Source organism: Clostridium sp. YIM B02551 (genome assembly GCF_022324735.1).
Classification (GTDB): domain Bacteria; phylum Bacillota; class Clostridia; order Clostridiales; family Clostridiaceae; genus Clostridium_T; species Clostridium_T paridis.
In genome coordinates this window covers 1-23,722 of sequence record NZ_JAKGTF010000009.1, presented here as the reverse complement: position 1 = coordinate 23,722, position 23,722 = coordinate 1, and the positions used below count along the sequence as shown (strand labels likewise).

Below are 23,722 nucleotides of genomic sequence, written 5' to 3'. Positions count from 1 at the left end.
AACCCCCAGACTAAATTAATTATCATCAGTATATCATTATTAAAAACAAAGTCAATTTTAATAATGTTAGTATGGAATAAAAATTTTGTAGCAAGTATTGAATACAAACATATAATAGAATCAATGATTAATTATTAAATTAAAAGGGGCAAATATGATATCTAGTTCCAAGTTTATAAATCAGTCACTGGAATTACATCTTTTTTTCGGAAGGATTATGAAAGAGCATGCATTGTTTCTACAATTAAGCTTTACTCCAAAAGATGTAGAGTATATGAAACAGGCAGATATGTTTAGAAGGAGATTTGATAGATTATTCAGTGAAGTACTTAGAATGTCTAGTGGAGTAGTAAGGCCAGAAGTTATGAAATCAGGAGAGTTAGTAACACCATTTACTTTAAAGGCTGAAATTGCTACTCAATATTTTACTGGCGTGGATATTGCAACAGAGCTTACCCAAATTGAATTAGGACAGAGAGCAGACATATTAAAATCAGTTAATTATAATCAAACAAATGGTATGATAAATCAAAATATGATGAAACCCAATATGATAACTCAGCAAAATCCCATGATGCAACAGGATATGACTATGCAGCAGGGAGAAATGGGTGAGCAGAATGCAGCAATGCAGCCAGGAATGGAAATGGGGTCAAAGAAGGATATTAATATGGATGGTGCTGCAATAGAGCGTAGAGTTTTTATACTTAATCAAACGGCTTTAGATTTATTAGAGGAATTTGCAGAATTTAAGGGAGATGTTTTAGGTAATATTAAGGCATGTAAAATGGTTACAACTAATATTTATCCAACTATGCTTCGACATTTAATACATGAAGCTCAAGATTACTATAAAATGATTCAGAAATTACAAAGTAGACAAGATGTTGACCTTGAAAAGGAAGCATATGAAGAAGAGTCAACCTGGAATAATCTTATGGGTGAACATGCAAAATTTATTAGAGGAATGCTTGATCCATCAGAAGACGATCTTATTAAAAAAGCAAATGAATTTGCAAATGAATTTGATGAACTTACTAAGGCAGCAAAAGATGCTATGGATAATGTAATGCCGCTAGATGATGTTACAAATGAGAGTATAGAGGCAACTACTGAATTAAGAGATTTTAAAGCACAAGGAACTCAAGGAATACTAGAATGTAAAATTAAATCTTTAATACTTCCATTGCTTTCAGACCACGTTTTGCGCGAGGCAAATCACTATTTAAGATTATTAGATAAATATAAACAATAATTATATAGAAATCCTCCTGAAGACTTTAATATCCAGGAGGAATTTTAAATTCATATTACAAGAAATGGTATAATATATAGAAAAAGATAAGGAGTATATCTATGGATAAATCTGAAAGGGTAGGTATCCAATCATTAATTGACAATAAGTACAAACTTATCCCCTTAAATTATGGACATATTGAAACATTATACAATTGGAACTTACATGAGAAGGAACTTGAGAATTTTACTTGTAGACCAATAATGAAATATAAATCTTTAGAGGAGTATTTAAGTAGTACAATAAATAGAATTTCAGAAGGAAAAATAAAAGTATATGTGCTCGTAGAAGAAAAAACAAGTAAGCCTTTAGGTAGAATATCACTATTTGATTTTAATAAAAGAAATCATAGTGCAGAATTTGGTTATTATCTACCTAAGGATTATAGAGGAAAAGGGTTAGGGAAAATATTGCTAAGAGATTTATTAAAAACTATTTGGGAACATGATGAACTTAACTTAAATAAAGTTTATGCTACAACGTCTTCAAATAATATAGCGTCAATAAAACTGCTAGAAAGATTTGGATTCAAGTTAGAGGGGGCATTAAGAGAACATTATTGGATTAATGATGCTAGATATAATCAGCTTATTTATTCAATTCTTAAATGTGAATGGACTAAGTAATCAATCTATAGTATTTCATAAAAAGATTAGCTCAAATAAATTTGAGCTAATCTTTTTTATTTTTTTATACAAGTAATAATGAAGGGATATAAAAAGTAACTATAAATATATAAGAAATACGGAGTGATAATATGGGAAAGTCAAAAAGAACTACTAGGCAAGAAGAAATTATAAATATCGATAAGAGAAAATGTATTGGATGTACAGCGTGCGCATTTACATGTGCAAGGGCTACAGGGACATCAGTATTAAGATCTATAGCAGGGGTAAGAAAAACTGTTGAGCCTAAAAAAGAGAGCTTTGAAGCATCAGCATGCATATTTTGTGGCCAATGTACATCAACATGTCCAACTTCTTCAATAAATGCAAGAAATGATATTAATTTAGTAAATGAAGCTTTAACGAGTGGCAAATATCTAATTGCAACAGCAACTCCTGCAGTAAGGGCTACATTAGGAGAAGAGTTCAATCTTCCTATTGGAACTGATACTTATGGGAAAATATCAGCTTCAGCAAGAAAATTAGGTTTTCAAAGAGTCTTTGATTCAGCATTTTGTGCAGATATGATATCCCTAGAAGTAGGAAATGAATTAATTAAGAGATTATCAAGCAAGGAAAAACTACCTGTATTTACTTCCTGTTGTCCAGCATGGATAAATTATGTGGAAATTTTTCATCCTGAAATAATTAATTATATTTTGCCAACTAAAACGCCTGAACAAATGATGGGAACATTAATAAAAACATATTTTGCAGAGAGCTATAATGTATTGCCAGATAATATTTTTGCTGTTGCTATAAGCACATGCACTTGTGCTAAATATGAGGCTTCAAGAGCTAATATGGGAAGAGATGGTTATAAAGATATAGACGTAGTATTAACTATAAGAGAATATGCGGAGTTATTAAGAGAACGAGGAATAAATATTACTGCAATACCTGATGAAAAACCAGATATTCTTATGGAAGAACATACTGGAGCTGCAGCATTAACAGGCATATCAGGTGGAACTGTAAATTCTATACTAAGAGTTGTTGAAAAGTACTTAAATGGAGAAAAAGTAAAGGTTGATGACATAGAATTTACTCAGGTTAATGGATATGAAAATGTTTTTGAAGCTATGGTCACAATTGGAACGAGTCAAGGAAAAGTAGCAGTATTAAACGGATTAAAAGATATTGATAAATTCATAAGCAATTCAAAGTGGAAGGAATATATACTTATTGAGGTTATGGGATGCTCAGGTGGATGTGTGAATGGTGGTGGTACAAGGAAGATTAAGAAAAAATCAAATATTAATGAAAAGCTATGTATAAGATGTAATACCTGTATATTAAATTGTCCTACTGGAGCCATATATCATAAACCAAGTGGAAGTGCAGCAAGCTTACCTGATAAGTGTGTTGGATGTACGCTTTGTAGTAAAATTTGTAGGGCAGGGGCAATAAATATGCTGTATTTTGATAGTGCTAATGATAAGCTTTTGACTGAAGATTATATAAAATTAAGAGCAGATGTGCTAAAGGCCATTGATAAAGCATCTAGTATTAGAATTTCTGATGAAAATTGTACTATGCAAGAGATTTATAGAAATTATATTGGTAAACCAGGTGAGGAGAACGCTAAAAGTTTACTGTATACAGAACACCAAGATAGATCCTCTATACTAGAAGATGAAAAAATAAGAAATAAAAGAAAGAGTTAACTTATTTAGCTTATTTCACATAAAAATTACACAATTGTCACATTATAATAATACATTGGTAAATTAATATTTATTTGTATATTAATTTATAATTAATAGAAGGAGTGTATATTATGAAAGTGAGAAAAGCAGTAATTCCAGCAGCTGGGCTCGGAACAAGGTTTTTACCAGCTACAAAGGCGCAACCTAAAGAAATGCTTCCTATAGTAGATAAGCCTACAATTCAATATATTGTCGAAGAAGCTGTAGCTTCGGGAATAGAAGAAATTTTAATAATTACTGGTAGAAATAAAAGAGCTATTGAAGATCATTTTGATAAATCTGTTGAACTTGAGGATGAACTTGAAAATAATCATAAAGAAGAATTATTAGAACTAGTAAAAAAGATATCAAATATGGTTGACATACATTACATACGTCAAAAAGAACCTAAAGGATTGGGGCATGCTATAGGCAGAGCTAGAACCTTTGTTGGCAATGAACCATTTGCTGTAATGCTTGGAGATGATATTGTAGATAGCAGAGTTCCATGTCTTAAGCAATTAATTGATTGCTATAATGAGTATAAAACTACTATACTTGGAGTACAACCAGTTAATAAAGAAGATGTGTGTAAGTATGGAATTATAGATGGTTTAAGGGTTGAAGATCGTGTTTATAAAGTTAAGAATATGATTGAGAAGCCAAAGGTTGAAGAAGCGCCTACAAATATAGCTATCCTTGGAAGATATATAATAACTCCAAACATATTTGAAATTCTTGAAAATACAAAACCAGGAAAAGGTGGAGAAATACAATTAACAGATGCATTAAAAGAATTATCTAATACAGAAGCAGTATATTCCTACTGCTTTGAAGGGAAACGATATGATGTTGGTGATAAGTTTGGATTTTTACAAGCAAATATTGATTATGCATTAAAAAGAGAAGACTTAAAAGAAAACTTACTTGCATATTTTAAAACACTTCAGTAATATATTTAAGCCCGTAGAATGATATTTCTAAGGGCTTTTTTTATTAGATTTATAAATTTAAGCTTAATACATATTGTAGACCAACAGCTCCCATTCTTCTTAAACCAGTGTCATTGAAACTAGATTTCTCATATAATTTTTGAGCAGGTATATTTCTTTCGTTAACTCCAAGTAGTACTTCATTTATTCCCATGAAGTTATTTTTTATGAAACTTGGTAAAAGTCTTAGTGCCTTTTTAGCATAGCCTTTTCCTTGATATGGGTAATTTATTGAGAAGTAACGAAGAAGTATGGCGTTAGGGTTATTTTTATATTCTAAAACTTCATCGCCCTAAGTGTAATCCCAAAAAACCAATTGGGATTCCATTTAGTAAGATGACAACAGCTTTTTTATCTTCATCTAATATAGGTGAAGATAAAATCTTTTTAGGCATAGAAGTAAATATCTCTATATCTTCAGGAAGATAAAATTTAAATAAATCATTTTTGTATTTTTCTTTAAAAAAACTTAGTTTTATGTCATCATTCATATTAATCTAATCCTCCTACAAGTGGCAATATATTAAGAAATTATATCATTATGAATTACTTCAGTAAATAATATTAATATATATTTTAACTTTATTGAAACATTAATACAGATAAATTATGATATATTGTATTTTAATAAGCAGTTAAAAACCATTTTCATATAATATAATATCAATTATAAAGGGGATTTAATATGGATTTTCTGCTTAAGTTTGACACCAAAGGTAAGTTTAAAATAGTTCAATTTACTGATATTCATGAAGGACCAGAATTAGATGAAGGAATTAGTGTAATGAGAAAGATATTGGATTATGAAAAGCCTAATCTTGTGGTCTTAACAGGAGATAATATAGATGGTAAATGCAAAACTGCTCAAGATGTTAAGCTGGCAATTTCTCACATAGCGTCACCTATGGAGAATAGAAAAATACCTTGGACTATAGTTTTTGGAAATCATGATGATGAACATGGTGTTATGTCAAAAGAAGAAATGATGAAGTTTTATATGAGTTTCAAATATAATATAAGTCAAATTGGTTATAGAACTTTTGATAGAGTAGGAAATTATAATCTTATTGTGGAAGGAAGTAAAAATAAAACACCTGTTTTAAACCTCTACTTTATTGACTCAGGTAAGTATGCCCCATTTTTTGTGGGGGGATATAATTGGATAAAACTAACTCAGATTTTATGGTATAGAAAAATAGCTTTAGGGTTAAAGCAAAGATATAATAAAATAATACCTTCATTAATGTATTTCCATATACCACTGCCAGAATATAAAAAGGCGTGGAGACGTGGGAAACCTAAAGGAGAAAAATTAGATTCAATAGATTCACCTTTAATAAACATATGTGGAGGACTTTTTCGTGTTCTCATCAACACAAAAGATGTAATAGGGGTATTTGTAGGTCATGATCATTTTAATAATTTTGTTGTGAAATATAAGGGGATTTTACTTGGGTATGCAGGGTACACAGGCTATGGAGGGTATGGAGATTCGAAAATTCCTCGTGGGGCAAGAGTAATATTAGTTAATGAAGCTAATCCAACGGATATTAAGACTTGGCTAAGAAGAGAAGGAGATAGGGAACTAAGAAAATTATATAATTGAAAGGTGATTACCTAGGATGAATATTTTTGTAGAATTAATTATTAAAACAATTTTAGAAACATTTTATTTAACAGGAATAGTGATAATAATTGGATTATTACTAGGTGTATTAAGAAATAATACTTTGAAAAATTTTCAAAGGAGTTTTGGCAGTAAAGCATTAATGATTACTGGTTTTATCGGGGTTCCGATTCATGAGATTAGCCATGCAATCTTAGCAGTACTTTTTAGACATAGAATAAATAGTATAAAGTTACTTCAAAAACCTGATATTAATGGAGTTATGGGATATGTAAATCATAGTTATAGCAAAAACAGTGTATATCAGCAGGTTGGGAATTTTTTTATTGGTATAGCACCTATTTTTGGAGGAATTTTTTCAATTATTGCATTAATGCATTTTATTATACCTAAGTCCTATAATAAACTAATTCAAATATTAGAGAGTGGACTTAAGGTTACAACATTAAATAGTTCAATGGCTCAGGGAACTATAAATTCATATATTGAGTTGTTTAAAAGTATTTTTTCTTTAGAGAATTTTAGAAATCCGTACTTTTATTTATTCTTATTTATTTCAATATGTATTTCTTCTCATATATCATTAAGTTCCGCAGACATAAAAGGAGCATCAAGAGGTTTAGGCATTATTTTTATTATTTTACTTACGTTAAATATTTTTGGATTATCAAAATACATTTCAGAAATAAATGTAATAAGATATAATATTCTATTAACTGGAGTTTTGTTAGTAGCTGTAATTCTTTCAATAATTACTTATATAATTAGTTTTTTTGCGAGGGGTATAAAGATATAGAAGTCTGTTTAATCTTTGAGAATATTCTCATGGATTAAACAGACTTTTTCATTTGAACTATTTAGCATTCTTTTTACAATATAGTTTTAAAAATGTATGACTTGAATATTTTATATTAAAGAAATATTTTTTGGAGGTAGTTTGTATTGAATGGCGCAACTATTTGATAGTAGTTTTCCATGGGAAAATGCTGCTTACACAATAATTGAATATCAAGGCGATATAGAAACACCTTTGAAAGATATGAGTAATGTAAGAATTTTCATAGTAGATGATACTCGTGCAATACTTGCAGTAATTGGCGATTTAAATGAAGTTATAAATAAGTTATACGATCTCATAGTATATGTAAATCCAAATGGATTATATACACTTTGCGATACCTCTCCAATTGAAGTTTCTCAGGCAGATTTATTTCATAATAGTCCCTACTTACAACTGGACGGAAAAGGCGTAATTATAGGAATAATAGACACTGGAATAGATTATTTAAATGAAGAATTTATAAATTACGACGGTACAACAAGACTTATTTCAATATTTGATCAAACTATTTTTCAAGGAAAAGATGTAGAAGGACAACCGATTGGAAGTGAATATACAAGAGAAGATATAAATAGAGCTATTAAAGAAAAAATGCAAGGAAGAGATCCTTATAAGATAGTACCATCAAAGGATGAATCTGGACATGGAACAGCAATGGCAGGTATTGCTGGAGCTAGAGGGAAAAATAAGGAATTAATAGGTGCAGCACCAGGATGTAGCTTTGCAATAGTAAAGCTAATTCCAGCAGAAAAAAAATTATTGGAGGAGTTTGGGGTATATGGAAATCCGTTAGTATATTCAACTGTAGCTTTATTTTTGGGGATGAAATATTTATATGCCTTAGCTGGTGAGTTAGAAACCCCTATTGTAATTTTATTACCATTAGGGGGTAATGCTGGACCAAGGAATGGACAATCATTTCTTGAAAGATATATAAGTGAGATATCAAGAGTTAGAGGTGTAACAGTTGTAGTGCCAATTGGGAATCAAGGAGATTCGGATACACATACATCAGGTGAGATTAAAAAAGCAGGAGATACATCAGACATAGAATTGGAAATAGATTCAAAACAAAAAAATATGAGGTTTGAAATATGGATAAACAGCCCAGATAAATTAACACTTTCAATAATTTCACCTACTGGAGAAAAGGTAGAAAGAGTGATGCCACAAAGTAATAAGATTACAGAACTTAAATTCTTATATGAAAATACTACATTATATGTAGGATATTATATCCCAGAACAAGTTACGGGAGAAGAAAGAATTATAATTAATGCACGTAATATAAAGGAAGGGATTTGGGTTTTTAGACTTACTGGAGAGGTAATAATAATAGGAAGATACGATGCTTATTTAATGCAACGAGAATTAATTGCGCCAGGTACTAAGTTCTTAGAAAGTGATCCATACTTAACGTTAATGACACCAGCAGCTTCAATAGGGGCCATTTCAGTAGCAACTTATAATCAAAACAATAATACTATCGTTAAGGAATCCAGTAGGGGATATACAAGGGATGGAAGAGTAAAACCAGATATTGCAGCTGGAGGGATTAATGTAATAACTACAGCAGTTGGAGGAGGCACTCAAATAGTTAGCGGGACAAGTGCCTCATCAGCAGTTACAGCTGGTTGTGTAGCATTAATACTAGAGTGGGGAGAAGTTCTTGGAAATGATAAAGCAATATATTCTGCAAAAGTAAGAACTTATCTAACTAGGGGAGCAACTAAACCAAAAGGTGATATATTTCCAAATCCTGAATGGGGTTATGGCCTGCTAAATATGAAGGGTGTATTTGATGCATTAAGAAGCATAGATGAAGATTCAGGAGATGAATATTATATAGGGAACTTATTTGTTAGGTTGCCACAGATCAACCAATAAATTAGTTATCATTCTGGTGATTACTAAGAGCAAGTAAAAGGAGAGTCGCTAGGGATGTCAAAGAAGGGAAAGGAAAGGAATATTCATAATTATAAAAATTTAGATGCTACTAGAATAAAAGAGGAAGTTGAGTATAGCTATATTGAATATGATGGAGATATTGAAAGTTCTATAAGTAAAATCAAAGGAGCTAGAGTTGCTGTAATAGATAAAAATAGAGCAATTATAATAGGAGTAGAAAGAGATGTAGACGAAATTATTAAAGAACTAGGAGAACAAGTGATTTACGTTAGTCCAGGAGGAATACATACTTTATGTGATATTACTCCTATTGATGCTTCAGGGGTAGGTGCACTATATAGTAAAGCAGATTTAAATCTTGATGGTAATGGTGTAATTATAGGAATTATAGATACTGGAATAGATTATTTAAATAAAGAGTTTATAAACGATGATAAAACAAGTAGGATAATAGCTATTTTTGATCAGACAAATAGTAGCGGTAAATTAATTAAAAATCAACCTATAGGAAGTGAATTTTCAAGAGAAGATATAAACAGAGCTATTTTAGCAAAGGATGAAGGTAAGAATCCCTATGAAATAGTTCCCTCAAAGGATGAGATAGGACATGGTACTAGTATGGCTAGTATTATTGGAGCTAAAGGTGTTAATCCTAATTTGAAAGGTGTAGCAGACAAATGTGAATTTATTATAGTTAAGCTAGCAACAATTGATGAAAGGACAAAAGACAAATTTTGTATTTATGGTGATGTGCCTGCATTTTCATTTCCTTGTATAATGCTTGGAATGAATTATCTTTTTAAAATGAAATTTAAACTAGGCAAGCCTATGGTTATTTATATGCCTTTTGGAACAAATATGTCTGGACATAATGGCAGTTCAACATCAGAAAGATATATAGAAGAAATATCTAAAACTAGAGGATTAGTTGTGGTTACTCCAACTGGAAATCAGGGTTCAGGAAATACTCATACAAGTGGAGAAATAGTCAATGAAGGGGACACTAGCACTATAGAATTATATGTTGATGATAAACAAAAAAATTTAAGATTTGAGATATGGGTAGGAAGACCAGATAAATATGGATTATCAGTCACTTCTCCATCGGGGGAAATAATTGAAAGAATTTCTCCTAATATAAATGAAGCTAGTGAAATCAATTTTATTTTTGAAAAAACAAAAATGTTTGTAAAAATCTCTATTCCAGAAGAGGTAAGTGGAGATGAAAAAATTTTAATAATAGCTAGAAATATCAAGAAAGGTATTTGGAGTTTTAAATTATTAGGGGATATAGTAGCAACTGGAAAATATAATGCATGGTTACCACAAAAAGAATTATTAGCGCCAGAAACAAGATTTCTAAGTCCAGACCCTTATATAACATTAACAACACCATCCACTTCAAATGCGGCAATATCTGTTGGGTTTTACGGTCAAAATTATAACACCCTAGAAGAAAATTCTGGGAGAGGCTATACAGTGGACAACAATATTAAGCCAGATATAGTAGCAGGAGGAATAAATGCGTTAACAACTTCAACTGATGGAGAGGTGAGGGCGATATCTGGCTCAAGTGTAGCAGGAGCAGTAGTTACAGGGTGTATAGCATTAATACTGCAATGGGGCATAATTAAAGAAAATGAAAAAGGATTATACTCAATAATGGTTAAAAGCTACTTGATAAGTAGCACTTCCAAGAGAGCTGGAGATGTATATCCTAATCCATTATGGGGTTATGGTGCTATTAATATGAAATCTGTATTTAATAATATAAGAGGACTTCAAGAAAAAAAGAGAGAGGATGTATCAAAACCCAAACTTAATTATTTCCTAGAAGATAATAACCGTAATTATGTAATTGAATATAAAGGAGATATAAATAGTGTTGCCAAAAGATATCCTAATACAGCGGTGTATATAATTGATGATAGACGTGCAATTATTTCTGCACCCTTTAACATTTCAATAGATGTAGTAAAGAATACTCCGGAAATTATAGCCTTTGATCCTGGATCAATATATGAATTAAGTGATATTTCTCCAATCGATGCGTCAGGAGCCCCTTTATTTTATAAAAATGAATATTTGCCATTGGATGGCTCAGGGGTTTTGGTAGGGATTATAGATACAGGGATAGATTATCTAAATGAAGAGTTTATTAATGAAGATAGAAAAACAAAAATACAATCTATTTGGGATTTGAGTATTGAAGGAGATATAGAAAAAACAGGATTGATTCAAGGGACCGTATATTCTAAAGAAGAAATAGATAGGGCAATTGAAGCAAAAAGAAATGGTCAAGATCCATACGCAATTGTACCAACTAAGGATGAAATAGGTCATGGTACTAAAATGGCTGGAATAATTGCTGCAAGAGGGGTAAATCCAGTACTTCAAGGAGCTGCGTCAGGCACTGAACTTGTAATTGTTAAACTAAAACCCGCATCAAAGGCAGTAAGAGAGTATTATGGAGTTTATGGAGATGTAGTTTGTTATAGAAGCACAACTTTTTTATTAGCCATTCGCTATTTATATAATTTTGCTTCAAAATTAAATAAACCAATTGTTATTTATTCGCCACTTGGAAGTAATAATGGAGCGCATAATGGAGGGTCTCCAATTGAAAACTATATTGATGAGGTTTCAAATTATAGTGGAATTGCAGTAGTTGTTCCTGCAGGAAATCAAGGAAATAGCAATACACATACCTCGGGATATATAAAGAAAAAAGGAGATATAGGAATAATAGAGTTAATAGTTGGAGAAAAACAAAAAGATATTAGAGTGGAAGTTTGGATATCAACTCCTGATAAGGTCTCCCTTTCGATAACATCTCCAACAGGAGAAATAATTAGTAAAATAGCACCCAAAAATAATGAAATAACAGATATAGCATTTTTGTATGAAGAAACAAAAATGATAGTTGAGTATTTGATTCCAGAAAATCTAACTGGGGATGAGAAAATAACCATTATTGGAAGAGGGATGAAAGCGGGAATATGGCAATTTAAATTGATAGGTGAATTAATTATTGTTGGAAGATATGATGCATGGATACTTCAAAGGGCATATCTTGCACCAAATACAAGATTTATTAAACCAAGCCCTTATACAACATTAACAATACCGGCTACATCTGAGCAAGCCATAAGTGTAGCCTATTATAACCAAAACAATAATTCAGTAGCAGTTGATTCTGGACGAGGTTATACAAGAAATAATGTGATTAAACCAGATATTGCAGCAGGTGGAATTAGGCAATTAACAACAACTGCAAACGGAAGAGTAGAATATGTATCGGGTTCTAGTGTTGCAGCAGCAGTAGTAGCAGCTTGCGCTGCATTAATATTTCAATGGGGAATTATCGATGAGAATGACACATCCATGTATGCATCAAAGGTAAAAACTTATCTACTTAGAGGAACCCAAAAAAGACCAGGCGATGTTTACCCTAATCCCAATTGGGGTTATGGAATGTTAAATATATATGGAACTTTTGAAAATATTCGAAGTATAAGAGATGATTTGAAAAGAGAATTGCCTCCAAAGAAGACAAAAAAGATTAACTATTTCGTGAAGCCTAATAATAGAGGAATATTGATTGAATATAAAGGAAATATTGTTGAAGCAATGAGCAAATATCCCAATACAGATGTGTATATAATAGATGAAAAGCGAGCAGCTATTACAGTTCCAATAGATCAAATAGATCAAGTCATAAAAGAAACAAAGGAAATAGTATATGCAGATTCTTTAGCTGCATATACCCTCTCAGAAATATCTCCTAAAGATTCAGCTAATACAAATGTATTTCATAACAATTTATATTTCAATTTAAATGGTAAAGGAGTAATTATTGGAATAATTGACACTGGAATTGACTATCTAAATGAGGAATTTATTAATGAAAATGGCACCTCTAAAATACTAGCCATTTGGGATCAAACAATAAATTCTGATGAACAATCAGACTTAATTTTAGGAGTAGAGTATACACGAGAAGATATAAATAAAGCAATACAAGCTAAGAAAAATGGACAAGATCCATATTTAATTGTTCCTTCAAAGGATTATATAGGACATGGAACTAACATGGCAGGAATTGTGTCAGCTAAAGGAATAAATCCAACGCTTAAAGGGGTAGCACCAGAGAGTGAATTATTAATAGTGAAGGTAAGACCTATTCCTGATGAAGGAAGAAGCAGTTATGGTATATATGGCAATGTACCGGCATATAGAAGTGTTGCTGTATTTATGGCCATAAGATACTTGTATAATTACGCTAAGAAAAATGATAAGCCTATAGTGATTTTTGTTCCATTGGGTACTAATAATGGTGCCCATGATGGAGAATCTTACATTGAAAGATATGTACAAGAAATATCTAAATATGCTGGGGTTGTGGTTGTATTTCCAACTGGTAATCAAGGAAATAGCTCCACACATGTATCGGGAAAAATTAAAAACACTGGAGATATTTCAACTTTTCAATTAAAAATAGATAAGAATCAAAAAAATATTAGATTTGAGATATGGGTTGTTAAACCAGATAAAGTTTCTTTAAGTATAACGTCACCTACGGGAGAAGTGATTAAAAAAATAGTCCCTAAAATTAAAGAAAAGGTTAATATTAATTTTATATATGAGAGAACCTCAATGGCTATTGATTATATAATTCCAGAAGAGATAACTGGAAATGAGAAGATTATAATATTTGCAAAGAATATTGTTGAAGGAATATGGCAATTTACCTTGATAGGGGACTTAATTACTGTAGGTATATATGATGCTTGGATATTGCAAAAAGAACTAAATGCACCAGGAACTGTGTTTCTTGATCCAGATTTTAACACAACATTAACGGTGCCAGGAACTTCAGATAAAAGTATCACAGTAGGGTACTATAATCAAAATAATAACACAATTGTTCCATCGTCTGGTAAGGGATATACAAGGAAAAATACAATTAAGCCAGATATAGTAGCAGGAGGAATCAATCAGGCTACAACAGGAATTGGAGGAATTACACAAGTGGTTTCAGGTTCAAGTGTTGCAGCAGCTATTACAGCAGGTTGTTGTGCATTGTTATTTCAATGGGGGATTGTGAATAAAAATGATACAACTATGTATGCAATAAAGATAAAGACCTATTTAATAAGAGGTGCAAGCAAGAGAGAAGGAGATATTTATCCAAATCCTAATTGGGGATATGGAATGCTTGATTTAAAAGGAATATTTGATAACGTAAGGTCATTAGAAATGAGAAATATTAAAAAAAGAGATAATGAGTACTATATAGGAAATCTATTTATCAGAATACCTATGAAGTTTTGAATAAAAGATAGTTAAGAGAAAATATGATAAGTGATGAGATAAATAATCAAAATAATTGTATTTAGGTAAAGAATATTTGAATATCCTATAATAATACTGTGAGTATAAGAGGTGTTTAATATAGAACGTAGAGAGAAGATAATTAAACCAGGGAGTTTTGATGAGAAATTTCCTTGGCAGGAAGCATCATCTTTTGTAGTTGAATACCAAGGAGATATAGAAAATAAGGTTAAAGGTATCCCAAATGCAAGAGTAATTATCATGGATGACAGAAGGGCAATATTATTTTCATCAGGAGATATAAACGAAGTTATAAATAAACTTTCGGGAGTGATAGTAAGTGTAAGTTTAAATGCACTTTATACTCTTTGCGATATATCTCCATTAAACGCATCACAAGCAGACTTATTTCATACTAGTCCCTATCTGCAGTTAGATGGGACAGGAGTTATAATAGGTATTATAGATACTGGAATTGATTATTTAAATGAAGAATTTATGAATGAGGATGGTACCACTAGAATAATAGGAATTTTTGATGAAATCGTTGGGGCAGAGTATACAAGTGATGAAATAAATGGAGCTATCAATGCAAAAAGACAAGGTAAGAACCCTTATGAAATAGTTCCAAGTAGAGATCTTATAGGTCATGGAACCAGTATAGCTGGAATTGCAGCAGCCAGGGGAAAAAATCCAAATGTAATAGGTGTTGCTCCAAAAGCAATGATAGCTATGGTAACTCTTGCACAGGCGAACAAAAGTTTAAGAGAAGAGCAAGGAGTATATGGAAATGCGCCAGCATACTCAAGTGTAGGATTATTTATAGGAATAAAATATCTAAATGATCTATCTGTGCAACTTAATAGACCAATAGTAATACTAATACCTTTAGGGGCAAACATAGGTCCAAGAAATGGATTAACTACAACTGAAAGGTATTTAGACGAATTATCTTCAAGAAAAGGAGTTACATTTGTAGTACCAACTGGAAACCAAGGAATTGGTGATAATCATACTTCAGGTGTAATAGGAAGCACTGGAGAAAGTTCTAATATTGAACTTAAAATTGATCCAAACCAAAAAGATATTAGATTTGAAATTTGGGGATCTAAACCAGACAAGTTATCACTTTCAATAGTTTCTCCGTCAGGGGAAGTAATCGATAGAATTCCACCAGCATCAAATAAAGTAACTGAAATTTCATTTTTATATGAAGGAACAAAAATGTCAATCTTATACTTACTTCCAGAAACTCAAACTGGAGACGAGAGAATTCTTATAACTGCAAGAGATATAAAAGAAGGAATTTGGATATTTAAGCTCACAGGAGATTTAGTTGTAGTAGGAAGATACGATTCATATTTGAATTCGAAAGAGTTACTGGCACCAGAAACAAAATTCTTGAAACCAGATCCATTTATAACACTAACCACACCCTCTTCTTCAAGAGCTGCAATTTCAGTGGCATACTATGACCAAAATGATAATTCTAATGTGGCGGAATCGGGAAAAGGATATACTAGAGATAATAGAATAAAGCCAGAAATTGCAGCAGGAGGAATTAATGCATTAGCTACTGCTGTAGGTGGAGGCACTAGGGTAATTAGTGGATCTAGTGTAGCATCAGCTGTAGTTGCAGGATGTGCTGCTCTTATAACTCAGTGGGGACAAGTTGAAGGAAATGATCCGGCTATGTATTCTACAAAAATTAAAACCTATTTAATTCGTGGAGCAGGTAAGCGAGAAGGAGATACATATCCAAATCAAGACTGGGGATATGGAACTACAGATATGAAAGGTGTTTTTGATAATATTAGAAGTTTGGTTAATGAAGATAGAGGCTTAATAAAAGAAGGTAATGCGTATGTGGAATTTTATAAAGGAAATTTATTTGTTCGTATACCAAATAGTAGTATTCAAAACTAAAAATTTAGAATAATTATAGTTATATAGAGATTATTCGGGGTGTTGTATTATAGATAGTAATAAGCTTGATACTAAAATTAACCTATTAAATAAATTACCAGATCAACTTATATATAAGATTGCGTCATTAGCAGAGAATGAAAAGATAAACAAAGGAAATATAGAAGTAGTAGTTTTATATGGTAATAACATAAGGGAATTTTCCGAATCAGTTAATAAGATAGGTGGTACCTTAGAGGATTTGGGTTTTGGATTTGGAATTGTAACGATTAAGGCTTCAGATATTCGTAGAATATCTGAACTTCAAGGAGCTCAGTACATTGAATTGCCAAAGGTATTATTTACTTCAGATTTTAATAGTAATAAAGCAGCATGTGTTACAGATGCATGGAGTCAATATGGACTTTCAGGTCAAGGAGTTTTAGTAGGATTTATTGATACAGGAATTGATTATACTCATCCGGCATTTAAAGATGAAGCAGGAAATACTAGAATTGAATTTATATATGATTTAGGAGAAGATAGGAAAGTATATACTAAGGCGCAAATTGATGAGGCATTAAAATCTCCAGATCCTTTATCTATTGTTAATGTAACAGATCCTCTTGAACATGGAACACACGTAGCAGGGATTGCTTGTGCAGGAGGAAGACTTCCAAGACAAAATTGGGGTGTAGCATATAAAAGTTCAATAGCTATGGTAAAGACAACAAGAGGTGGAAATTTAAACTATGCACTAAGCACTCAGATAATGAGAGGAATAAAGTTTTTAATTGATAGAGCAAGTGAATTAAATAGACCACTTGTAATAAACATAAGCCTTAGCAGTAATGATGGAGCACATAATGGAACAAGCCTTTTAGAGCAATATATAGAAACAATATGTAGACTTGAGAGGGTAGCAATGGTTATAGCAGCAGGAAATGAAGGAGATGCTGCTCACCATGTAGGAGGAGAATTAAGTGAAGTAAATAATATTTCATTAAGTGTTTCTGGATTAGAGCCAGCACTAACATTACAGTTATATAAGCCATTATTAACTGATTTATCAATAGAAATAGCAAATCCATTAGGGCAGAGAACTGGCCAAATAAGCTTAAATGAAGGATATAAAGATTTAACTATTGGAGTAGATAGATGTATTATTTATAATACAGGGCCAAAACCATTCGACATAAATGGAGAAATAACAATAAGTTTTTTACCTAATGCAGAAGTATTACCGGGTGGAAACTGGACAATAATTTTAAGAGTGTTAAACAAAAGTTTTGGAATTTATGATATGTGGCTTCCTATAACTGAAGCAATAAATCCGAGTACTAAATTTTTAAATCCTGATGTGTATAATACCTTAGGGATTCCAGCTACAGTACAAAGTGCTATATCAGTTGGAAGCTATAATTATTTAACAAATGCATTTTCCTCATTTTCAGGAAGAGGGAAAAGGTTCAGAATTTCTTTTGATAAACCAGATATAGTTGCTCCTGGCGAAGGAATAAGATCCACAGTGCCTGGAGGAAATTTTGATCTTAAATCAGGTACGTCAATGGCATCTCCACATGTAGCAGGGATATGTGCACTTCTTTTGGAGTGGGGAATAGTACAAGGAAAAGATCTGTTTTTATATGGAGATAGAATTAAGTATTATCTATCAAAGGGAGCAAAACGGGAGCGTACAGAAATTACTTATCCAGATCCAAGTTGGGGATATGGAACAGTTTGTCTTTATAATTCATTAGAGCTTTTAAAGGTAGCTAATGTAAGAAATAATAGTTCAGAAAATGACAATAATGAATTTAATAAAGAAATTCGTCAAAACATAAATCTAAATATACCTAAGAACATAGTACAAGTTCCTCAGCAAAATCAAACACCTAGTATTCAACAAAGCATACCTCAAGTTCAAGTGCCACAAGCAGGACAAAGTTTACCACCTAAAGCTCAAATATCTAATTCACAACAAAATTCACCTCAAAATCAAGTGTCTAGTAATCAACCCAATATTCCACAAAATATATCTCCAATTCCACAAAATTTACCTTCAAAAGCAATACAACCAGTAAATCCTAATTCCAATGATTTTGATTTTAATTATGTACAATATAATGGAGATATAGAAAGTGCAGTAAGTAAAATACCTGATGCAAGAGTTGCAGTTATAGATAGATATAGGGCTATATTAGTCTCCTATGGGAAAAGTGTAAATGAAATAATGGATCAATTAGGCGATATTATAGTTTATAGAAGTCCGGGAGCTATGTTTTCGCTAACAGAGATTTCTCCAAGTGAAGCAGCAGGAGTAGGAAGATTTAGTAGTAATGAATTTTTATCACTTGACGGAGAGGGAGTAATTGTAGGCATTGTTGATACTGGTATTGATTATTTGAATCAGGAGTTTATGAACAAGGATGGAAGTACAAGAATAATTTCTATTTTTGATCAGACAAACAATAGCGGTAGAAGGGTAGAGAATCAACCGGTTGGAAGTGAATTTACAAGAGAACAGATAAATATGGCCATCAATGAGAAAAGGGCAGGAAGAGACCCATATACTATAGTTCCTTCCAGAGATGAAGTTGGTCATGGAACAAATATGGCAGGAATTATAGGTGCAAGAGGAATTAGCTCTCAAATAGATGTAATAGCACCAAAGTGTGATTTTGCCATAGTTAAACTAATTAATATTAGTGAAAGGATAAGAAGAAGATATTGTGTTTATGGAAGTGCACCAACCTATCATACAGCATCATTACTCTTAGCTATAAATTATTTGGTAAGTTTAAATGAGACGTTGGGAAGGCCAATGGTTATTTACGTGCCATTGGGTACTAATATGACAGGTCATAATGGACTTGCACCAGTTGAAAGATATATTGATGAGGTATCTAGAATAAGAGGAGTAATTGTAGTAGCATCTACTGGAAATGAAGGGGAAGGAGATACTCATACTTATGGATTAATAGCAAATAAAGGGGATACTAGTAGCATAGAACTTAATATAGATGCAAAACAAAAGGATATTAGATTCGATATATGGATTCCTAAGCCCGATATATATTCCTTGTCAATTATATCTCCTTCAGGTGAAATTGTTGATAGAATACCACCTAAACTCAATGAATCAACTCAAATTAATTTTATATATGAACAGACTAGAATGTTTGTGCAATATTTTATTCCAGAAGTTATTAGTGGAGATCAGCAAATAACAATTGTAGCCAGAAATATAAGAGAAGGTATTTGGATTTTTAGACTTACTGGTGAAAATGTCTCTATCGGGAAATATGATTCTTGGCTACCTCAAAGAAAAATTATTGCACCTGAAACAAGGTTTATTAGACCAAATCCATATATGACCTTAACAAGTCCATCGACCTCTAGAGAAACAATTTCTGTAGCGTATTATAACCAAAATTTTGATTCAATTGAAGAGAAGTCAGGTAGAGGATATCCAACTAGTGGGGAAATAAAACCTGATTTAGCGGCTGGAGGAATAAATGCAATTACAACGTCAGTGGGTGGTGGTATAGCAACAGTAAGTGGATCAAGTGTAGCTGGGGCTGTAGTTGCAGGGTGTGTAGCACTATTGTTGCAGTGGGGGATATTGAAAGGTAATGATCCTGAAATGTATTCAACCAAGATCAGAACATATTTAACAAGGGGTACTTCAAAAAGAGAAGGAGATACTTATCCGAATCAAGAATGGGGATATGGCACGATAAATATGAAGTCTGTTTTTGATAATATAAGGGGGGGAGAGGTTAGCGATACAAGGGAAAGTAATGAGGGGAAAAAAATTAATTATCTTACACTTCCAGAAAATAGAAATTTTGTAATTGAGTATCAAGGAGATATTGTAAATGCATTAAAAAAGTTTCCAAATACAGGAGTATATTTAATTGATGATAAAAGAGCAATTATTTCTGTGCCAGCAGGGAAAATTAATGAAGTTACTAGAGGAACTCCAGAAATAATATATGTTGATACTGGAGGGATGTACACCTTATGTGATATTTTTCCAACCGATGCATCTCAAGCTACGCAATTTTATAATAATGTTTACTTGCCTTTAGATGGATCAGGAGTGATTATTGGTATTATAGATACTGGAATAGATTATTTAAATCCAGAATTTATAAATGAAAATGGTACTTCAAAAGTACTAGAAATTTGGGATCAGACAATAGATGGTAGCACTGAATCACCAGATGTTGCACTTGGAACCGTATATAGGAATGAAGATATTAATAGAGCAATACAAACACGAAATAATGGGGGAGATCCCTACTCAGTTGTACCTTCTAAAGACACTGTAGGACATGGAACAAGTATGGCTGGTATTGTGTCAGCCAGAGGAGTAAATCCTGATTTAAGAGGAATAGCCCCCAATAGTAGCTTGTTTGTTGTAAAAATACGTGAAGCTACTCAAGCAGTTAGAGATGATTTTGGAGTTTATGGAAATGTTATAGGATTTAGAAGTACAACTATTTTTTTAGCATTAAGACATATGTATGAATTTTCTTATAAAATTAATAAGCCCATTGTAATTTTTCTTCCATTAGGGAGTAATAATGGGGCTCATAATGGTGAATCAACAATAGAACGGTATATTGATGAAATATCAACATTTAATGGAATAACAGTTGTAGTGCCTACTGGAAATCAAGGGAATAGTAATACTCATACTTCTGGGACAATAAAAAAAACTGGTGATGTTGGAATTATAGAACTAAGAATAGGAAAAGAACAAAAAAATATTTTTCTTGAAATATGGATATCAAAACCTGATAAGATGGCACTTTCTATAACTTCTCCTTCAGGAGAAGTTATAAGAAGAATACCTCCTAAGTTAAATGAAGTTTTACAAGTCAATTTTGTTTTTGAAGAAACTAAAATGAGTATAGAATACTTAATACCAGAGGAAGTAACTGGTGAGGAAAAGATAATTATAACTGCAAATAATATGAAAGAAGGTATATGGCGTTTTAAGCTAATAGGAGATTTGATCTTAATAGGAAAATATGATGCGTGGATTCTTACAAGGGAATTCCTAGCACCAGATACAAGATTCCTTAGTCCAGATCCCAATATTACATTAACAATACCATCAACAGCAACCGCTGCTATAGGTGTAGGATTTTATAATCAAAATAATAACTCAATTGTGGTTGATTCTGGAAGAGGCTATACAAGAAGTGGTGAAATTCAGCCATGTATTGCAGCTGGAGGAATAAATCAAATAACAACAGCAGTTGGAGGTGGAATTAGATATGTTACTGGTTCAAGTGTTGCTGGTGCAGTAGTTGCAGGGTGTTGTGCATTGTTATTTGAATGGGGGATAATTCATGGAAATGACCCAACAATGTATTCTTCTAAAATAAAAACTTATTTAGTAAGGGGAACTGAAAAACGACCAGGAGATATATATCCAAATCCAGAGTGGGGATATGGAATGGTGAACCTAAAAGGAGTTTTTGATAATATTAGAGGAATATTTGAAATAAATACTAGAGAAAACCCTCCTCCTAAGAAGATTAATTATTTTATACAAGAAGGCAATGAAAATAGGATAGTTGAATATAAAGGCGATATTGTATCGGCTATTTCAAAATATCCTGGAACTGGGGTATTTGTTTTGGACTTTAAAAGGGCAGTTATATCCTTGCCATATAATAGGGCAGAGGAAATACTAAGGAATACACCTGAAATAGTTTTTGCTGATGTTGGTTCACTTTACACTTTGTGTGATATATCAGCTATAGATGCATCTACTGCACCAACTTTTCATAACAGCCCTTACCTACAACTTGATGGATCTGGTGTAATTATTGGAATAATCAGCAGTGGAATAGATTATTTAAATGAAGAATTCATAAATGAGGATGGTACATCTAGAATTTTAAATTTATGGGATCAGACAATACAAAGTGATATACTAAATCCCAAACTTATAGCAGGAACCGAGTATACAAACGAAGAAATTAATAAAGCTATTCAAGCAAAGAGAAATGGACAGGATCCCTATACAATAGTTCCATCAAAGGATACTGTAGGGCATGGAACAAATATGGCTGGAATAACTGCAGCTAAAGGAGTAAATCCAGATCTTACAGGAGTGGCTCCATTAAGCAGTCTAGCTATTATAAAGTTAAATCCTGTTACTATGGCAGGAAGAGAAGCATTTGGAGTTTATGGGGATGCTATCGCATATAGAACTTCTGCAATTTTCCCAGCTATTAGGTATCTATACCAACTATCTAGTAAACTTAAAAAACCCATAGTAATATATGCTCCATTATGTACAAATGTTGGAGCACATAATGGAGAATCAACTACAGAAAGGTATATAAATGAAATTTCTAAATATAATGGGGTAGTAGTTGTGACTCCAGTAGGAAATCAGGGGAATAGTAGTACTCATACTTCTGGTATTATACAAAATACTGGGGATACATCTTTAATTGAATTAAGAGTAGGATCTAACCAAAAGAGTATACGCTTTGAAATATGGATATCAAGACCAGATAAGGTTTCACTTTCAATAACATCCCCAACTGGAGAGATCATACAAAGAATCGTGCCTAAAATTAAAGAAAAGACAGAGATTAATTTTATATATGAAAGAACAAAGATGACAGTAGAATATTCTATACCAGAAGAAATCACAGGAGATGAGAGAATTACTATTTTTGCAACTAATTTAAAGGAGGGCATATGGCAATTTAAGCTTATTGGAGATTTAATAGTGGTAGGAAAATATAATTCGTGGTTATTACAAAGAGAATTATTAGCACCTGGGACTAGTTTTTTAAATCCCAAGACTAATATAACACTAACGAGCCCTTCCACTGCTGAGGAGGCTATTTCAGTTGGATATTATAATCAAAATAATAGAAGTATAGTAGCTGATTCAGGTAAAGGATATACAACGGCCAATGTTATTAAACCAGAAATTGTAGCAGGAGGAATCAATCAGATTACAACAGCTGTAGGTGGAGGGACAAAGACAGTATCAGGGTCCTGTGTAGCAGGGGCTATTATAGCTGGCTGTTCTGCACTTATTTTGCAGTGGGGAATAATTGAAAAAAATGACCCATCTATGTATGCATCTAAAGTTAAGACTTATTTAATTAGAGGAACAGATAAACGTCCAGGAGATGTATATCCTAATCCTAATTGGGGATATGGAATGGTAAACCTAAGGAAAAGTTTTGATAACATTAGGGCGTTAGATGGTATGATGGCAATTCCAGTTATGTCATCGATGTACACGGGAAAGCAAAAGATATTTAAGGAAGAAATTGAATATAATATAGGAAATTTATTTGTAAGGATACCGAAAATGGTTTAACAAAAAAGAAGTCTTTTATGTGAACTGCCCCCTGTCAAGTAGACAGGGTAAATAATAAAAAATCATGCTATTAAGGTGTGGCTCCTATATTCA

General features: G+C 32.2%; 12 protein-coding genes. 10 read left to right on the top strand and 2 right to left on the bottom strand.

The window, feature by feature from the left end:
• Window positions 1–217 precede the first annotated feature (217 nt).
• The 4 genes from L1S47_RS11660 to galU all read left to right on the top strand — a co-directional run bounded on the left by L1S47_RS11660 (window position 218) and on the right by galU (window position 4,603).
• On the top strand, window positions 218–1,255 hold the full coding sequence (locus L1S47_RS11660) for a DUF2935 domain-containing protein (RefSeq protein WP_238883714.1): 1,038 nt from the start codon (window positions 218–220) through the stop codon (window positions 1,253–1,255).
• Window positions 1,256–1,356: 101 nt separating this feature from the next.
• Window positions 1,357–1,923, top strand: coding sequence for a GNAT family N-acetyltransferase (locus L1S47_RS11655; RefSeq protein WP_238883713.1), 567 nt, complete (start codon window positions 1,357–1,359; stop codon window positions 1,921–1,923).
• Between the two features lie 131 nt (window positions 1,924–2,054).
• Window positions 2,055–3,629 (top strand): [Fe-Fe] hydrogenase large subunit C-terminal domain-containing protein, encoded by a 1,575-nt coding sequence (locus L1S47_RS11650; RefSeq protein ID WP_238883712.1) that lies wholly within the window; start codon window positions 2,055–2,057, stop codon window positions 3,627–3,629.
• 113 nt (window positions 3,630–3,742) lie between these two features.
• Window positions 3,743–4,603 carry a UTP--glucose-1-phosphate uridylyltransferase GalU gene (gene galU, locus L1S47_RS11645; RefSeq protein ID WP_202765731.1) on the top strand — a complete coding sequence of 287 codons (861 nt, stop codon included), beginning with the start codon at window positions 3,743–3,745 and terminating at the stop codon, window positions 4,601–4,603.
• A 49-nt stretch (window positions 4,604–4,652) separates the two neighbouring features.
• Here the strand turns inward: galU and L1S47_RS11640 are convergent, their stop codons facing one another.
• Together L1S47_RS11640 and L1S47_RS11635 are read right to left on the bottom strand one after the other, a co-directional pair.
• The gene (locus tag L1S47_RS11640) at window positions 4,653–4,895 is read right to left on the bottom strand and encodes a GNAT family N-acetyltransferase (RefSeq protein WP_373689076.1); all 243 of its coding nucleotides are present in this window, start codon (window positions 4,893–4,895) and stop codon (window positions 4,653–4,655) included.
• Window positions 4,896–4,926: 31 nt separating this feature from the next.
• Window positions 4,927–5,133 (bottom strand): hypothetical protein, encoded by a 207-nt coding sequence (locus L1S47_RS11635; protein WP_238883711.1) that lies wholly within the window; start codon window positions 5,131–5,133, stop codon window positions 4,927–4,929.
• A 194-nt stretch (window positions 5,134–5,327) separates the two neighbouring features.
• Here L1S47_RS11635 and L1S47_RS11630 point away from each other — a divergent pair, with 194 nt between their 5' ends.
• The 6 genes from L1S47_RS11630 to L1S47_RS11595 all read left to right on the top strand — a co-directional run bounded on the left by L1S47_RS11630 (window position 5,328) and on the right by L1S47_RS11595 (window position 23,629).
• Window positions 5,328–6,248, top strand: coding sequence for a metallophosphoesterase family protein (locus L1S47_RS11630; RefSeq protein WP_238883710.1), 921 nt, complete (start codon window positions 5,328–5,330; stop codon window positions 6,246–6,248).
• Between the two features lie 16 nt (window positions 6,249–6,264).
• Window positions 6,265–7,065, top strand: a complete 801-nt coding sequence (locus L1S47_RS11625) for a hypothetical protein (protein ID WP_238883709.1) — start codon at window positions 6,265–6,267, stop codon at window positions 7,063–7,065.
• A 150-nt stretch (window positions 7,066–7,215) separates the two neighbouring features.
• Window positions 7,216–8,997, top strand: coding sequence for a S8 family peptidase (locus L1S47_RS11620; RefSeq protein ID WP_238883708.1), 1,782 nt, complete (start codon window positions 7,216–7,218; stop codon window positions 8,995–8,997).
• Between the two features lie 54 nt (window positions 8,998–9,051).
• Window positions 9,052–14,352, top strand: a complete 5,301-nt coding sequence (locus tag L1S47_RS11615) for a S8 family peptidase (protein WP_238883707.1) — start codon at window positions 9,052–9,054, stop codon at window positions 14,350–14,352.
• A 111-nt stretch (window positions 14,353–14,463) separates the two neighbouring features.
• The gene (locus L1S47_RS11610) at window positions 14,464–16,278 is read left to right on the top strand and encodes a S8 family peptidase (protein ID WP_238883706.1); all 1,815 of its coding nucleotides are present in this window, start codon (window positions 14,464–14,466) and stop codon (window positions 16,276–16,278) included.
• Between the two features lie 46 nt (window positions 16,279–16,324).
• Window positions 16,325–23,629, top strand: coding sequence for a S8 family serine peptidase (locus tag L1S47_RS11595; RefSeq protein WP_373689075.1), 7,305 nt, complete (start codon window positions 16,325–16,327; stop codon window positions 23,627–23,629).
• The last annotated feature ends 93 nt before the right edge of the window (window positions 23,630–23,722 follow it).

What these genes read in the sequence shown, in the direction of transcription:
- L1S47_RS11635 (WP_238883711.1), bottom strand. Translation starts at nt 5,133, where the DNA reads ATGAATGATGACATAAAACTAAGTTTTTTTAAAGAAAAATACAAAAAT.
- L1S47_RS11655 (WP_238883713.1), top strand. Translation starts at nt 1,357, where the DNA reads ATGGATAAATCTGAAAGGGTAGGTATCCAATCATTAATTGACAATAAG.
- L1S47_RS11650 (WP_238883712.1), top strand. Translation starts at nt 2,055, where the DNA reads ATGGGAAAGTCAAAAAGAACTACTAGGCAAGAAGAAATTATAAATATC.
- L1S47_RS11625 (WP_238883709.1), top strand. Translation starts at nt 6,265, where the DNA reads ATGAATATTTTTGTAGAATTAATTATTAAAACAATTTTAGAAACATTT.
- L1S47_RS11660 (WP_238883714.1), top strand. Translation starts at nt 218, where the DNA reads ATGAAAGAGCATGCATTGTTTCTACAATTAAGCTTTACTCCAAAAGAT.
- galU (WP_202765731.1), top strand. Translation starts at nt 3,743, where the DNA reads ATGAAAGTGAGAAAAGCAGTAATTCCAGCAGCTGGGCTCGGAACAAGG.
- L1S47_RS11620 (WP_238883708.1), top strand. Translation starts at nt 7,216, where the DNA reads ATGGCGCAACTATTTGATAGTAGTTTTCCATGGGAAAATGCTGCTTAC.
- L1S47_RS11630 (WP_238883710.1), top strand. Translation starts at nt 5,328, where the DNA reads ATGGATTTTCTGCTTAAGTTTGACACCAAAGGTAAGTTTAAAATAGTT.
- L1S47_RS11615 (WP_238883707.1), top strand. Translation starts at nt 9,052, where the DNA reads ATGTCAAAGAAGGGAAAGGAAAGGAATATTCATAATTATAAAAATTTA.